At 46.1% G+C, this 15,404-nt stretch carries 12 protein-coding genes; all 12 read right to left on the bottom strand.

Features of this window, described 5'->3' with window-relative positions; all coding sequences use genetic code 11:
• Nucleotides 1-2 precede the first annotated feature (2 nt).
• A complete protein-coding gene (gene choW, locus R7Q41_RS07515; RefSeq protein ID WP_005392552.1) occupies nt 3-845 on the bottom strand; it encodes a choline ABC transporter permease subunit in 843 nt (280 codons plus the stop codon).
• A gap of 76 nt (nt 846-921) precedes the next feature.
• Nucleotides 922-1,860 carry a choline ABC transporter substrate-binding protein gene (locus tag R7Q41_RS07510; RefSeq protein WP_005382646.1) on the bottom strand — a complete coding sequence of 313 codons (939 nt, stop codon included), beginning with the start codon at nt 1,858-1,860 and terminating at the stop codon, nt 922-924.
• A gap of 36 nt (nt 1,861-1,896) precedes the next feature.
• Nucleotides 1,897-3,612 carry a choline dehydrogenase gene (betA, locus tag R7Q41_RS07505; protein ID WP_005382647.1) on the bottom strand — a complete coding sequence of 572 codons (1,716 nt, stop codon included), beginning with the start codon at nt 3,610-3,612 and terminating at the stop codon, nt 1,897-1,899.
• Between the two features lie 180 nt (nt 3,613-3,792).
• Nucleotides 3,793-5,253 (bottom strand): betaine-aldehyde dehydrogenase, encoded by a 1,461-nt coding sequence (gene betB, locus R7Q41_RS07500; protein WP_053349195.1) that lies wholly within the window; start codon nt 5,251-5,253, stop codon nt 3,793-3,795.
• 18 nt (nt 5,254-5,271) lie between these two features.
• Nucleotides 5,272-5,871, bottom strand: a complete 600-nt coding sequence (gene betI / locus R7Q41_RS07495; protein ID WP_017820329.1) for a transcriptional regulator BetI — start codon at nt 5,869-5,871, stop codon at nt 5,272-5,274.
• Nucleotides 5,872-6,476: 605 nt separating this feature from the next.
• Entirely contained in the window at nt 6,477-8,498 is a 2,022-nt protein-coding gene (locus tag R7Q41_RS07490; protein ID WP_031812775.1) for a tetratricopeptide repeat-containing diguanylate cyclase, read from the bottom strand.
• A 462-nt stretch (nt 8,499-8,960) separates the two neighbouring features.
• Nucleotides 8,961-9,719, bottom strand: a complete 759-nt coding sequence (locus R7Q41_RS07485; RefSeq protein ID WP_054576059.1) for an SDR family oxidoreductase — start codon at nt 9,717-9,719, stop codon at nt 8,961-8,963.
• 9 nt (nt 9,720-9,728) lie between these two features.
• Entirely contained in the window at nt 9,729-10,625 is an 897-nt protein-coding gene (gene mmsB / locus R7Q41_RS07480; RefSeq protein ID WP_318144442.1) for a 3-hydroxyisobutyrate dehydrogenase, read from the bottom strand.
• Between the two features lie 19 nt (nt 10,626-10,644).
• Nucleotides 10,645-11,775, bottom strand: a complete 1,131-nt coding sequence (locus tag R7Q41_RS07475; protein WP_262652745.1) for an enoyl-CoA hydratase/isomerase family protein — start codon at nt 11,773-11,775, stop codon at nt 10,645-10,647.
• A gap of 10 nt (nt 11,776-11,785) precedes the next feature.
• Nucleotides 11,786-12,562: an enoyl-CoA hydratase gene (locus tag R7Q41_RS07470; RefSeq protein ID WP_005382662.1), complete on the bottom strand. Its 777-nt coding sequence runs from the start codon at nt 12,560-12,562 to the stop codon at nt 11,786-11,788.
• A 49-nt stretch (nt 12,563-12,611) separates the two neighbouring features.
• Entirely contained in the window at nt 12,612-13,766 is a 1,155-nt protein-coding gene (locus R7Q41_RS07465; protein ID WP_006741037.1) for an acyl-CoA dehydrogenase family protein, read from the bottom strand.
• 95 nt (nt 13,767-13,861) lie between these two features.
• Nucleotides 13,862-15,355 carry a CoA-acylating methylmalonate-semialdehyde dehydrogenase gene (locus tag R7Q41_RS07460; protein WP_005382664.1) on the bottom strand — a complete coding sequence of 498 codons (1,494 nt, stop codon included), beginning with the start codon at nt 15,353-15,355 and terminating at the stop codon, nt 13,862-13,864.
• Nucleotides 15,356-15,404: the final 49 nt, after the last annotated feature.

Raw genomic sequence — 15,404 nt, 5'->3', positions numbered from 1 at the left:
GATTATGCCTCCTTCTGGTTTGGTGCTTTACACAAGCGATCAAGAATGATGGCAACGAGTACAATCGCTAAACCAGCTTCAAAACCTTGCGAGATGTTTACCGTATTCAGTGCGCGTACGACTGGTTTACCAAGTCCATCAGCACCAACAAGCGCCGCAATGACCACCATAGACAGAGACAACATAATGCACTGCGTAACGCCAGCCATAATACTTGGCAATGCCGCAGGTAACTCCACCTTAAACAGTAGCTTCATGCGGCTGGCACCAAATGCTTTACCCGCTTCAAGTAGCTCCTCCGGCACTTTAATAATGCCGAGGTACGTCAATCGAATTGGCGCAGCGATAGCGAAAATGATGGTCGAGATTAGACCAGGGACAATACCTAAGCCAAACAGAACCAAGGTTGGAATTAGGTAAACGAATGTCGGTACGGTCTGCATCAAATCGAGTATTGGCCGCAACAAGGTGTATAACCAAGGACGGTGCGCCGCCATAATGCCCAACGGCACGCCAATTAATACGGAAATCGTTGTCGCTGCAAACACAAGGACAAAGGTTTCCAGCATTTCTTGCCAGTAACCAAGGTTGAGAATTGCGAGTAAGGCCAACACGATAAATACGACAAGAGGAATGCTGCGATGTAAGAACCAAGCAATTGCCGCCGTCATAATGATTGGCGCTGCAGGTGGCATCCATTTAAAAATGTCCACCACGAAAAGAATGATCGTTTCAAGTGTAATAGAGATTGCATCGAAAAAACCCGATGCATTGATGGTTAACCAATCGACGCCAGTTTCCATCCATTGGCCCAACGGTAGTTTGTTGTCCGTAATAAAATTCAAAATAAAACCTTTGTGTTAATGAAGCGGGCAAAATTCTGCCCACTTTCTTTAAAAAAACGAGCTCAAATACTGCTTATTAAGCGTTTGTTTTTAAGTAGTTTGTAATAGCTGTTAGCGCATCTTGGCCATCTACCGTTTTCACGCCCTCTAGCCACGCTTCAATTTGCTCTTGGTTTGCATTCAACCATGCTTGCGCTGCTTTTGATGGCTTTTGTTTCTGGTTAAGAATCGCTTCCATCAGTTCATTTTCCATTTCTAGGTTAAACTCTAGATTTTTCACTAGCTGACCTACATTTGGACACTCAGCGAGGTAATTTTTACGTACGTTTGTGTAGACGTTCGCGCCGCCGTAGTTAGGACCGAAGAAGTCATCACCACCCGCTAGATATTCCATTTCAACGTTACTATTCATTGGGTGCGGCGCCCAACCTAGGTACACAATCCATTGATTGCGGCGTGCGGCACGTGATACTTGAGACACCATGCCTGCTTCACTGGACTCAACTAGGCTGAAATCTTTTAGGCCGAATGCGTTACTATCAATCATTGACTGAATTAAGCGGTTGCCATCGTTTCCAGGTTCAATGCCGTAAATGCGGTCTTTAAATTTGTCGGCATGTTTTACTAGGTCAGCGAAGTTGGTCACGCCTGCGTCATAAACGTATTTTGGAACCGCTAGCGTGTATTTTGCGCCAACGAGGTTCGCGCGTACGGTTTCAACGGTACCTGCATCACGGTATTTCGCGATATCACCTTCCATCGTTGGCATCCAGTTACCTAAGAAAATGTCGATATCGCCATTAGCCATAGAGGAGTAAGTTACAGGCACAGACAGAAGATCAGTCTTCGTTTTGTACCCCAACCCTTTAAGTAACTCTGATGTAACGGCAGTGGTCGCAGTGATGTCAGTCCAACCTACATCTGCGAAACGAACCGTTTCACATTGGTTGGCGTAAGCGCCTGTTGCTAAAGTACTTAGTGCAATTGTTGAGAAGATTTTTGTCATCTTAGACATGTTGAATTCCTTGTAATGATTACTGATTTTTTCATTTTATGAGATCGAATCGAGATCTCTTTTTGGCGGATGCATTCGTTGCATCTCTTGCCAGTCCGGTGCAATCCAAACTGGTACGTTGTTCGACGTTTCTAGGGCGTTATCCAAAATCATATCCGCGGCGCGTTCTGCCACCATAATCGTTGGCGCATTTAAATTACCGTTCGGAATGGTTGGGAAAATAGAAGAGTCCACCACACGCAAGCCTTGAATACCGCGTACTTGGCATCGCTCATTTAAGACGGCTAATGGGTCGTTATCTGCGCCCATTTTGCAGGTACAAGATGGATGGTAAGCACTCTCGACGTTTTGCTTCACCCATTCATCAATCTGTTCATCCGTTGTGATGTTCAGACCGGGTTGGATCTCATCCCCACGAAACTCATCCATGGCTGGCTGATTGAGGATCTCGCGAGTAAGGCGAATACAATCACGCCAATCCTGCTTATCTTGTTCAGTGGAAATGTAGTTAAACTCAATCTTCGGCTTATCATTCGGATTCGCAGAGACAACTTCGACCGACCCGCGACTTTCTGGCTTGTTAGGTCCAACGTGCACTTGGAAACCATGACCATCAAAAGCAGCTTGCCCGTCATAGCGCATTGCCGCTGGCAAGAAGTGATATTGAATATTTGGCCACTTTAGTCCTTCACGAGAGCGGATAAACGCACACGATTCAAAGTGGTTAGTAGCACCAAGGCCTTTGCGAGTTAATATCCACTCAGTGCCAATCAAGCCCTTGCTCACCAAGCCTAATTTGCTGTTGAGCGTGATAGGTTGCTTACAGTGATATTGGAAGTACACTTCTAAGTGATCTTGCAGGTTTTTACCTACCCCTTCCAACGAGTGTTTCACCTCAATGCCCGCTTTTTCTAATACTGCCTTAGGGCCAATGCCTGAAAGCTGCAACAGCTGAACGGAGCCAACCGAACCCGCACTCGAAATCACTTCATTATTCGCAAAACATTGCTGAATTGAACCTGACTTTTCAAATTCAACGCCTACCGCTTTCTTACCTTCTGAACCAGTTTCTTCTAATAAAACTCGATGAACCGTCACCCTCTTCATTAGGGTGAAGTTTTTGCGTTTTTTAGCGCGGCTTAAGTATGCATTAGAGGTCGAAGCGCGTACGCCTTTGTCGACGGTCATATGCATTGGGCCAAAGCCCTCTTGCTGATAACCGTTGTAATCTTTTGTTTCTGGGTAGCCCGCTTCTTTGCCTGCATCAATAAAAGCTTGGTACAGTGGATTGAGCTTCATATCGTTGCCGTTACATGTGCCGACTGGACCGTGATCGCCCCGATATTCATCAGCACCACCAATCCAAGACTCTGCTTTACGGAAATAAGGCAAACACGACTGATAGTTCCAGCCTTTCGCGCCTTCCTCTTCCCACTGGTCAAAGTCACAAGCGTGTCCGCGAACGTAAACCATGCCGTTGATGGATGAGCTACCACCCAGAACTTTTCCGCGAGGGCAATGAAGTTGACGGCCATCCAACCCTTGCTCTTCAACCGTCTCAAACTGCCACGCGTATTTTTCAGTGTTCATCGGGTAAGAAAGCGCTGTTGGCATTTGGATAAAAATACTTTTATCCGACCCACCCGCTTCGAGTAAAAGGACCGAATTTTGACCACTTTCACTTAAGCGATCCGCTAACACACAGCCGGCCGAACCCGCACCGACGATGATGTAATCGTAGTGTTGTTGCATTTTTATTCTCCTAGGAGTTAATACTAATCACCGTAGATAAGTGAACGAAATTAGCGTAGGAAAAATGCTTGAGAACAAGGCGGAAATTTTGATAAGTAGTTAACCTACAATCAAAATTGACAACGTAGTTATCGAGCATTTTAACAAGCTAAAGTGGTCAGTTATCTACTATGAGTAGTATCATTTGTAAGGGCTTTCGAAGTCGCTTAGCTGAACCAGAACACTCTTCGTTTGTGTGTAATGTTTAAGGGTTTCGACTCCGTTTTCACGGCCAACACCTGATTGCTTGTAGCCGCCAACTGGCATTTCCGCAGGTGAGTCACCCCATGTGTTCACCCAACAAATACCCGCTTGAATTTGATGGATCACACGGTGCGCACGAGATAGGTTTTGAGTAAAGACACCTGCCGCTAAGCCATAATCGGTGCCATTTGCGCGCGCAATCACTTCCGACTCATCGCGGAATTTCAGAACTGACATTACCGGGCCAAAGATTTCTTGTTGAACGTGGCTCATGTCATCATCGCAATCAACAAATACGGTTGGAGCAACAAAGTTACCATTAGCTAGGCCATTGTCTGTTACTTTGTAGCCGCCAGTCAGTAACGTCGCGCCACTCGCTTTCGCGGCTTCAATCGCTCCTAAAACTTTCGATTCATGATCTTTAGAGATTAGCGCGCCAATCTGCGTGTTCTCATCAAGCGGATCGCCGACGACTAACAGCTCGGTTCGGGCTTTAAGTTGTGTGATAAAGTCGTCATAAATACCTTCATGGACAAATACGCGTGTACCGTGCGTACAAACTTCACCTTGGGTGTAGAAGTTCGCCACCATGGCCGCAGAAACGGCATCGTTTAACTTCGCATCATCAAAAATAATCAGTGGAGACTTACCACCAAGCTCCATCGTTACTTGTTTTAGTGTCTTAGCGCTGTCACTCATTACGACTTTACCGGTGCCTGACTCACCCGTGAATGACACTTTTGCGATATCAGGATGCGCCGTTAGCATCTGTCCTACTCGGTAATCCCCTTGCACGACATTAAATACGCCATCTGGCATGCCCGCTTCTGAATAAATTTCGGCGAGCTTAAGCGCCGTTAATGGTGTTTCTTCTGATGGCTTGAAGATCATTGCGTTGCCCGCAGCCAGTGCTGGCGCCGATTTCCACATCGCAATTTGAATTGGATAATTCCAAGCGCCAATACCCGCGCAAATGCCCAATGGCTCACGACGTGTATAGAAAAACTGATCGTCGCTGAGTGGCTGCTGTTCACCTTGTAGACTTGGAGCAAGGCCAGCGTAGTACTCAAGAACATCGGCACCTGTTGTGACATCAACCGCGATAGCTTCTTGAATGGGCTTACCAGTATCTGCCACTTCCAATGCAGCCAGCTCGTCATTACGCTCACGTAAAATGGCAACGGCTTTGTGTAAAATACGGCTGCGCTCAATCGCAGTCATCGCCGACCATGCAGCAAAACCTTTTTTTGCCGATTCAATCGCTGCTTGAAGATCGTCTTGGTTCGCTTGTTTAATGTTGGCCAATGGCTCACCATTCGCCGGATTGTAAGTGGTGAAGTGTTCATCTGAACACCCGTCGTACATCGCACCATTGATATAGTGTGCTTTCATTTCCATTTTGAAGACCTGTAACTTTTATATTTTTTCAGAATAAAACGTAAGTTGTTTTTCGAGATAATCGTTGATGATGATTCTCGCTCTTTCTGCATCAATGCCTTGCGGGTTGAGCGTTCCGCGCAGCCAAATTCCATCAATAAGTGATGCAATACCATGAGCAACCAATTCAGCCTGCTCTGCATTTAATAATGCTTTGAGTTCTTTTCTTAGGTGGGACAATAGACGTCGTTCGTTGACACGCTGTAAACGCTTGAGCTGCTCGTCATGCATTGAGTACGACCAAAACGCCAGCCAAGTCTTAGCAACTTGGTTTTCTGCCTGATAGCCGACAAAGTTACCGTCAATGATTGCATTAATTCTTTGGTGATGAGCATCACTTGGCAGCTCACGTAACTTCTGTGTGATAGTGGACGAAAGCTGACGCAAGATTTCTCGCATCGTTTCCTCCAGCAATCCGTGCTTACCACCGAAATAGTGGTTGATAATCCCCGTTGATACACCGGCTTCTTTGCTGATTAACGAAATACTCGCCGCGTGTAAACCGACTCTATCAATCACTGACATTGTCGCTTTCACAAGCTGCGGTTTTCTGATTTCAGGCATCCCCACCTTTGGCATTTTGCGTCCCTGTTATTTTTAATTGAACGGTTAGTTAAATATAAAATGCCTGAAAATTAATTCGAACTCAAATTATTTTTAAAGAAAAATGTTAGTAAAAAAGGATGAAAAGTTGAGGGTGTACGAAAAATCGCTCGGTAAGAACTTGTCGGGATAACTAGATTTTAGTTTAAGAACAAACAAACAAGAAAAACAAAATCAAATACTTAACTCTTACTCTATTTTTAAAACGATTATGAACGAGTTGATTTTTGAACAACAAAAATCTGTGCCACAAAAAATTTATATCGACCACTAATCATTTCACCTGTACACGGTTTGTTTGTACAAAGAATAGACACACTAGTTTGTTATAGTTTTGTAGACACAAGTGGCATTCGCACTTTGAAGGTGAAGAAGGCAAAGAGAGAGGTTATATTGAACGCCATGAATATGCGATTCGATATCCTTAAGCCATTTTTAAGTAATATCGCCAAGTGACTTTAAGATGTTAGATTCAGCGTTTTATATTCGAAGCAAGGATCTCAAAGTCACTTGGCTATCAAAGTAAATGGGAGGGATAAGTTCAGATTCATCGTGCGATGAGCCTGAACTCTTGATTTCTGTTACGCTAGCGAGCGACCTTTCACGCAGTTGCGTCCGTTCGCTTTCGCTTGATAAAGCAATTTATCGGCCTGATCGCAAAGTGATTTAAAACTCATCTCATTATCTTCAGTGGTAACGACTCCAAAACTACAGGTCACTCTCACTTCTTCTTTCTGTTCCGTAACAAAGCCATGTAGGGATAAAGCGCTACGTAAACGTTCTGCAGTAATAAGGGCGTTTTTATGGTCTGTATTGGGCATAACAACAACAAACTCTTCCCCACCAAAGCGAGCAACAATGTCGTTCTCACGTACAGTTTCCTCCAACACTTTGGCAACGCCCGTTAGTACGGTATCTCCAAACACATGCCCATAGGTATCATTTACCTGCTTGAAATAATCCACATCGATTAACGCTAAAGTTACTGGCCCCGATTGTGGTTTATTTGGCACCATTTTCTGTTTATCGAGTTTGCTATCTACCCATTTATTTAAAGCTAGATAACCGTACTTAACTTGCTCGACTTGCTCAAAAACAAAGTGTTGTATCTTTTCTTGCTTAGATTGAGGTACCGGTTTCTCTTTTCGCTCACGCCTCACTTCTACTGGCTTAGTGAACCAGTCCTCTAAAAAACGGCGATTGAACAACCCTGTCAATGTGTCTGTCTTTGCGAGGCGACGCATTCTCAAACGCGAGCGATTGACGACGAGAAATACTACCGCCATCAAAAATAGAACACCGATGAGCGCAAGTAGCGCTTCACCCAATAAGTAAAAAGTACGACGGTTATTTTCTAGCTCCATACGCTGCAACACATTGTTCCAGTTGAGATCTTCGTTCTCATATTCAAGTCGTTCCAATTCAAATAACGTCTGCTGGCGCTCAAGATTTTCAACTTCTCTTTGATTACTAAATTGGATAAATTTATCGTGATAGTTACCGTAAGTTTCGAATGCTAGTTTAAAGTCATTGCTCCCCGCATAGGCCATAGCGGCGACTTTTAGTAGCTCCATTTGCTGTTGCTTGACGTATCGACTCTCTATAATCTCCGGCAGCATTGGCGCGATCATCGCTAAAAGTATTTCAAATTGCTGCTGCTCTAACATATATTCGGCTTGTAACAACTTAAATGTTGCCAAATACGCGCTAGACGTTTCTCTGTACTGTAAATTCTCCGCCAGCTTCAAGTGGTTAACCATCTTCTTTTCTTGATTCGTCTCGCGATATAAAGCTGCAAGTTCAAGGTTAACTCGAAATCTAAAGCGTCCATCACCGATAATTTGAGCCAGCTTTAACGCTCGCTGATATGACGCTATCGCCTCTTCGTATTGGAACTGTGCTTTATGAAGTTTCGCTATCGTCAAAACGCTCAACAACTCATTGAACGACATACGCCTATCCCTAAAATAGCGATATGCTTGTTCCAAAAGCGCCTCAGATCGGTCGTAACCCTGAATTTTGACAAGTACGTCACCTAGCTCTAGTGCTGCACGTTCGACCAGCCCGTGAACACCTGAAGATTCAGCCACATCCATGGACGACATAAGTGCAGCATAGGATTTTTTAAACTCACCTTGCTCATCGTAATAGCGTCCTTTTAGCAACAGGATTTCTGATTCAAGTTGCTTATCACCATTCTCACGCGATGTTTCCAACAAGCTATCCAACGCAGAAAGCGCGGTATCGATATCGCTCTTTCCAACCATAGTTCGCATCTGAATCAACTTAAACAGGAGATACTCATGGCTCTGTGGACGCACAAGCTCCAATCCTTTTTGAACGACACTCTGACTCTCTTCTACGCGCCCTAGCAGCTCTAAAACCGTGGCCTTGGCAAGCCAGTAACGCACCAACAGCGCTGTTGGTTGGTTTTGTAGTAAAGACTCTTCTTCTAACGCTTCAATCAAAGCTAAAGAACTCTGAGGTAATGCGTAAATTTGATTTTCGATGCCTTCTAACGACTGTAAAAACTTACCTTCCTGTTCCACCTTTTCTGTGGAGGCCTGAACAGAAAAACACAGACACCCCAATAATAGCGGCATCGTCCTAAGCGAATGAAATAGTGACATTATTGCTCTTCCCTAATGGGTAGTTACTTCAGTGTAATTGAGAATTCTGATTATTTATTATTAAGACAACTGAAGGTTATTCAGTCAGCCTCATATTCCCATGTATTTTGCGCTGAATAATAAATCACCATCTTTAGATGCCGAAATAGTTTTCGGTTACAATATGACCAATAAGAATGTTTTTTACACACCAAGAATGACGATCTCGTTAGTGAGACAAAAGATCGTCTTAGTTGTGAGTTGATACATTTACATGACAAGCAATATAGAACTAACCATTCACATTAGAAATAGAATCAATTTTTATACCGTTCGATGAGATAGCAGTCGACCATGCATCCAATACATTTTTCAGATAGAAGCAATAAAAGAAAGGAGAAAATGGAAGGAAGCGGACAATCAAACTCGCTCCCCTTTTTTATGTTGCAGAAGGGGTTACATTCGCATTCCGCCATCGACTTCGAACACTCTTCCGGTCACGAATTCGTTGGTTAACACGTATTTTATGGTCGATGAAATTTCATCCGCCAAACCTAAACGTCCAACCGGAATCATTCCGATTAAACGTTCCATCGCTTCAGGTTTTATTTGGTCTGTCATGGCAGTTTTGATGACACCCGGAGCAATCGCCACTGAGCGAATTCCGAAACGCCCTAACTCTTTCGCCCACACCGTTGCCATGGTGGCTACCGCCGCTTTAGATGCTGAATAGTTGGTTTGACCAATATTCCCGGCACGCGCAACGCTGGATATGTTGATCAGAACCCCTTTGCTATCGGTGTTCAGCATTACCTTGCTCGCTTCACGGCCACACAGGAAAGTGCCTGTTACATTCACATCTAGAACAGACTGAAATTGTTCCAGCGACATCGTGTTAACCTGACCATCTTTGACTTTAATGAACATGCCATCACGCATAATACCTGCGTTATTGATAACGCCATTGAGCTGCTTGAAATCTGCCTCAATTTGCTCAAAAGCACTGCACACCTGCTGTTCGTCAGTCACGTTCGTCACATAAAAACGAGCGGTAACTCCGAGAGATTCACATTCCGCTTTCGTTTCAGCCAGTTGCTCTGAATTGAGGTCGATAAGCGCAAGATGAACGCCATTTTCCGCCAGTGACAGTGCCATTTGTTTACCCAGCCCCTGCCCTGCCCCCGTGATCGCAATGACCTTATTTGCTAACTCCATAAGCGCTCCTTAGGCCTGATTTTGCTTTTGGTAGAACTCAAACAAGCTTGAAAAATCTTTTTGCCCGTTGCCCTGACCGTTGTGAAAATTAAACAGATTACGAGCCAAGCTGCCCATTGGCGTTGATGTTTGACTGGCAACCGCCGCTTCCATCGCAAGACCCAGATCTTTAGCCATTAACTGGCTCATAAAGCCGCCTTGATAACCATTGCTTGCAGGCGTACTTTCCATCACACCTGGACAAGGGTTATAAAGCTCTAGCGCCCAGTTACGTCCTGAACTTTGCAACATGATGTCGGAAAGCACTTTGGGATCGAGTCCGTTTTCCATCCCTAAATTGAGTGCTTCACAGGTGCCGCTCATCAAAATGCCCAACATCATGTTATTGCAGATCTTCGCCACCTGACCAGCTCCAGCATCACCAGCATGGAAGATGTTTTTACCCATGTGGCTAAGCACCGCTTTGGCTTGAACAAAGTTCTCTTGTGAGCCGCCAACAATGAAAGTTAACGTACCTGCTGCTGCGCCCGCAACGCCACCAGATACTGGTGCATCAACAAAACTGATACCAAGTTGCGATGCTTTTTCGCCAACCAAACGAGCAGTCGTAGGATCGATGGTGGATGAATCAATCAGCAAGGTGCCTGATTCGACGCTATCTAAGATGCCATCTTGACCAAGATAAACGCTTTGAACGTGTTGGCTCGCTGGCAGCATAGTGACAACCACCTCCACACCTTGTACTGCCTGCTGAACGGAATCGGCACTTGAAGCGCCCAATGCGGTCAACTCCTCAACTGCGCTTGGGTTCAAATCAAATACTTCGACATTCAAGCCCGCTTTGAGTAGATTCTTAGCCATAGGCGCACCCATGTTACCAAGGCCAATAAATGCAATTTTGTCCATATCGTATTTCTTCCTTGTACTAAAGTGCCGCTATAGCTACCGACGATGCGGTCAGTGGGTATTCTGCTGAGTCAATTGGCGAGAAGAAGCGCTCCAAAACTTGTGGCGTTACGTCAGAAACCGTGCGATGTTGCCAAGTCGGTTGATTGGTTTTATCAATAATCAGCGCACGAACCCCTTCTCTAAAATCACCTTCTAAGCCACAACGTAGTGTTAGGTTAAATTCCATATCAAAACACGCTTTCAAAGAGAGGTTTTGATACTGCGTTAACTGCTGATAAGTGATACTGAGCGACAACGGACTGCCATAGTTCAGTGACTTCTGCGCATTGACGAACCACTTGTTATCAACGTTAGCACGGCTGATTGCATCAACAATTGACGCTAAGTCACCCGAACATAACTGCTCAATCAATTCCGCATAGGGCATCAACATCCCTTCGGTTGGCTCGTCCACGTGTACCGAACGCAGCGTAGTGGCGATTTTTTCGTTGATGTTCGCTTCATCTTGCCAACTTACCGATGCAAGCAGATCCAGCAGCACTTGCTTGTTTTCTGGCTGTGCAATCCATTGGCTTAACCCCAACGCTTTCATATCTGTTGCGTTAATTTGACAAGCCGTCAAACTTAAGAACAGTGCCAAATGTTTTGGCAACTGGTTCAGGAAGTACGTCGCGCCTACATCTGGGTAAAGGCCAATTTTAATCTCTGGCATTGCAAAGCGTGTGGTGGTTTCTGCTACGCGATGGCTGGCACCCATAAACAGGCCAACTCCCCCGCCCATCAAATAACCATGTCCCCACGCGATGATCGGTTTTGGATAAGTATGAATAAGATGGTCACAGCGATATTCGAGGTCAAAGAAGGTTTCCATCGCTGAAAACGCAGAATCAAAGTCTTGCTCTTTGTTTTCAAGTGCACGGTAGATCGCTTGAATATCACCACCAGCACAAAACGCTTTTTCACCTTGAGCATGCAAGAATACCGCGATGACGCTGTCGTTCGTTTGCCACTCATTAAGCTGTTTGTACAACTTCTCAATCATCACGTAACTCAACGCGTTGAGAGCTGCTGGGTTATCAAGCTCTAGCACACCAATAACAGAGCCATCAGCGCACTCAAGTTTTGAAACATTTACTGTACCTGTCATTTGGCCTCCGCTAGCTGTTTGTCCATTGTGGCTTGCGCTTTTGCAAAAACGCATTCACACCCTCAGTCTGATCTTGTGTATTGAACAGCTGTAAAAACAGTTCACGCTCCAAAACCAATCCAGCTGCATGAGTTTGGCTGCGTCGACCTTGAATTAGCGTTTTGCACGCAGACACAGATTTCGGTGATTGACCTGCAACACGCTGTGCTAGCTCCATAGCCGCTTCGAGTGCTTGACCTTTCGCCACCACCTCTTCGACTAACCCAATTTTTTCCGCTCGCTCGGCCGTCACACGCTCGCCACACAGGATCATACGCTTCGCCCAACCTTCACCTACCAACGCGGTCAGGTTTTGCGTCCCGCCCGCACACGGCAACAAGCCTACCGATGCTTCAGGAAGTGCCATTTGTACTTGTTCTTCTGCGATGCGAATGTCACACGCCATCGCCACTTCCAAACCGCCGCCCATCGCGTAACCATTAATTGCTGCGATGGAAACACCATCGAACGCAGACAGCGCTTCAAAGGCTTCACCAAATGCGAACGCCATATCTGCGGCTTGCGATTTATCGCCGGATGCAAAGTTGTTGAGATCCGCTCCAGCAGAAAAGAATTTCTCGCCTTCGCCTGTTAATACCAACGCATAAATGGAGCGATCATTACTGAGTTCAATCGCCAACTCTTTTAGCTGATTCAAAGATTCAAGCGTCCAGGTGTTTGCTGGCGGGTTACTAATCGTGAGCTTGGCAATGTGCGCTTCACGCTCTAGTTTGATTTGTGCCGTCATAATCTTTCAGTCCTTTTTAATTTCTTTAGGTAAGGCTGTGTCTCGCTGACTAAAGCAGCTCAACGCCTTCCGTTAGTAATCGTCTTGCGACGATCAGACGCATGATTTCGTTGGTACCTTCAAGGATTTGGTGAACACGAACGTCTCGGAAATGGCGCTCGACTGGATATTCTTTGATGTAGCCATAGCCACCGTGAATTTGCAGCGCCTGATCGCAGACTTTAAAGCCCACATCAGTAGCAAAGCGTTTTGCCATGGCACAGTACGCACTTTTTTCTGCGTGCTGGGCATCGAGTTTAGCGGCAGCGAGTCGCACCATTTGACGCGCAGCGACCAGCTCAGTCGCCATATCAGCAAGCTTGAACTGCAACGCTTGAAATTGCGCCAGTGAACGGCCGAACTGTTTGCGTTCGTTCATGTATTGCTTGGCTTCGTTCAGTGCTTGTTGCGCAGTACCGACGGAACAAGTGGCGATATTGATTCGGCCGCCATCCAGACCAAGCATGGCGAACTTAAAGCCTTCTCCCTCTTCACCCAACAGATAGTCAGCCGGAATGCGGACATTTTCGAAGGTAATCATGCGAGTTGGCTGGCAGTTCCAACCCATTTTGGCTTCTTTTTTACCGTAGCTAATGCCTTCGCAATCAGCAGGAACAACGAATGCAGAAACGCCACTCGCTCCTTCACCACAGGAACGCGCCATCACGACGAGAACATCTGTATCACCCGCACCCGAGATAAACACTTTTGCGCCATTGAGGACAAACTCATCACCATCACGCACTGCGCTAGTCGTTAGTGAAGCGGCGTCAGAGCCTGCATTAGGTTCGGTTAAACAGTAGGAAGCGAGCTTTTCACCCGAAATTAGATCCGCGCTAAACTGCTGCGCCACTTCGGCTTTGGCAAAGCTGGTGATCATCCACGTCGCCATGTTGTGAATGGTCATAAACGCAGTAGTCGCGGTACAACCCATAGCCAACTGCTCGAAAATGATCGCCGCATCCAAACGAGATAACCCCAAGCCACCGTGCTCTGGTGGCGTGTAGATACTCAAAAAGCCCAGCTCACCCGCCTGACGCAGTACATCTTTAGGGAAGTGATGGTTTTCATCCCACTCGGCCGCGTGCGGCGCTAACATTTGGTCTGCAAACTGCTTTGCTACTTCGGCAAACGCGAGTTGATCTTCGTTTAATTCAAAATCCATCTTGAAGTCCTAAGGTCTAATTCGTTGCATTTGTATCCGAGCCAAGCCCTCTAAAAGGATGAAGGGCTTGGCTAGAGGTGTCGCTAATCCAGTAATTAGCTAAGTTGAATAGTCATGTTTGGACCGCTTGGAATGTCATCTTCAAACCAACGCGCGGTGACAGTTTTCGTCTCGGTGTAGAAGCGAACCGCTTGTTTACCGTAAGCATGCAGGTCGCCGTAGAAGCTGCCTTTCCACCCAGTAAACGAAAAGAACGGCAATGGCACCGGAATCGGTACGTTGATTCCTACGTTACCTACTTCGATATTGTGTTGATACTTTCTCGCGGCAGCGCCGTTCGCCGTGAAAATAGACGTACCATTACCAAAGCGGTTTGCATTGATCAGTTCAATCGCTTCATCTAGGTCATCCACTTCCATAGTTAACAGTACAGGCCCGAAAATTTCTTCCTGATAAATCGACATGTCTGTGGTCACGTTGGTAAACAGTGTTGGCCCCACCCAGTTACCGTTCGGGAAGCCAGGTACTTGGCAGTCTGTCCCGTCCAGAACACAATTCGCGCCTGACGCTTTGCCTTCATTAATCAGATTCACCACTCGCTGCTTCGCTTGAGGGCTAATCAGTGGACCATAACCGGCGGTTTCATCATCCCACGCGCCAGGCTGAACCTGAGCTAACGCCTCTTTAAGCTCTGGAATCCATTCTTTGGTTTCGCCGACAAATACGGCAACCGAAATCGCCATACAGCGTTGGCCTGCAGCACCAACTGACGCGCCAACTAGGTTATTGATGACTTGCTGTTTGTTTGCATCCGGCATGATGACCATGTGGTTCTTAGCACCTGCAAATGACTGCACGCGTTTCAGGTTATCTGTACCTGTTTTGTAGATGTACTCACCAACGGGCACAGAGCCAACAAAAGAGATCGCACGGACAACTGGATCAGTCAGAATGCGGTCGACTTGCTCTTTGGTCCCGTGAACAACTTGCAATACGCCTTTTGGTGCGCCAGCTTGTTCAAACAGCTCCGCCAGTTTCATTGCCGTTAGTGGCACTTGCTCTGACGGCTTCAAAATAAAGGTGTTGCCACAAGCGATCGCCATCGGGAACATCCACAATGGAATCATCGCAGGGAAGTTAAACGGTGTAATGCCAGCACAAACGCCGAGCGGTTGAATGTAAGAGTAACCATCAATATTGGTCGCGACGTTCTCAACCGTTTCGCCCATCATTGAGCTACAAATGTTCGCCGCTTGTTCTACGACTTCAATCCCACGCCAAATGTCACCCTTTGCATCCGCGAGGGTTTTGCCTGTCTCACTTGAAAGCAGTATCGCCAACTCATCGTGTTGCTCTTTTAGCAAATGTTGGTAACGCAGCATCAATCTAGCACGCTCCGGCGCTGCAACTTCTTTCCAGCGTTTGAACGTTTCTGTTGCGCTGGCAATCGCCGCATTCATTTCCGATTCCGTGGCACAAGGTACTTGTGCAATCACTTCGTTGGTTGCCGGGTTGGTTACATCTAGCCATTGTTTTGAATCGGAGATGGCAAATTCACCACCGATATACTGCTTTACTTGTTCTGTCATGATGACATCCTTGTATTTTTCAGCTTGTTACTGACTACTGTTATGTAAG

This window comes from Vibrio sp. 2096 (genome assembly GCF_033339595.1).
Lineage (GTDB): Bacteria > Pseudomonadota > Gammaproteobacteria > Enterobacterales > Vibrionaceae > Vibrio > Vibrio alginolyticus.
This window is presented reverse-complemented; position numbering and strand designations above follow the sequence as displayed.

Excerpts from the sequence above, each read along its gene's own strand:
- betB (WP_053349195.1), bottom strand. The coding sequence starts at position 5,253 with ATGGAAATGAAAGCACACTATATCAATGGTGCGATGTACGACGGGTGT.
- R7Q41_RS07470 (WP_005382662.1), bottom strand. The coding sequence starts at position 12,562 with ATGACGGCACAAATCAAACTAGAGCGTGAAGCGCACATTGCCAAGCTC.
- R7Q41_RS07510 (WP_005382646.1), bottom strand. The coding sequence starts at position 1,860 with ATGTCTAAGATGACAAAAATCTTCTCAACAATTGCACTAAGTACTTTA.
- R7Q41_RS07460 (WP_005382664.1), bottom strand. The coding sequence starts at position 15,355 with ATGACAGAACAAGTAAAGCAGTATATCGGTGGTGAATTTGCCATCTCC.
- R7Q41_RS07465 (WP_006741037.1), bottom strand. The coding sequence starts at position 13,766 with ATGGATTTTGAATTAAACGAAGATCAACTCGCGTTTGCCGAAGTAGCA.
- mmsB (WP_318144442.1), bottom strand. The coding sequence starts at position 10,625 with ATGGACAAAATTGCATTTATTGGCCTTGGTAACATGGGTGCGCCTATG.
- R7Q41_RS07485 (WP_054576059.1), bottom strand. The coding sequence starts at position 9,719 with ATGGAGTTAGCAAATAAGGTCATTGCGATCACGGGGGCAGGGCAGGGG.
- R7Q41_RS07475 (WP_262652745.1), bottom strand. The coding sequence starts at position 11,775 with ATGACAGGTACAGTAAATGTTTCAAAACTTGAGTGCGCTGATGGCTCT.
- R7Q41_RS07490 (WP_031812775.1), bottom strand. The coding sequence starts at position 8,498 with ATGCCGCTATTATTGGGGTGTCTGTGTTTTTCTGTTCAGGCCTCCACA.
- betI (WP_017820329.1), bottom strand. The coding sequence starts at position 5,871 with ATGCCAAAGGTGGGGATGCCTGAAATCAGAAAACCGCAGCTTGTGAAA.
- betA (WP_005382647.1), bottom strand. The coding sequence starts at position 3,612 with ATGCAACAACACTACGATTACATCATCGTCGGTGCGGGTTCGGCCGGC.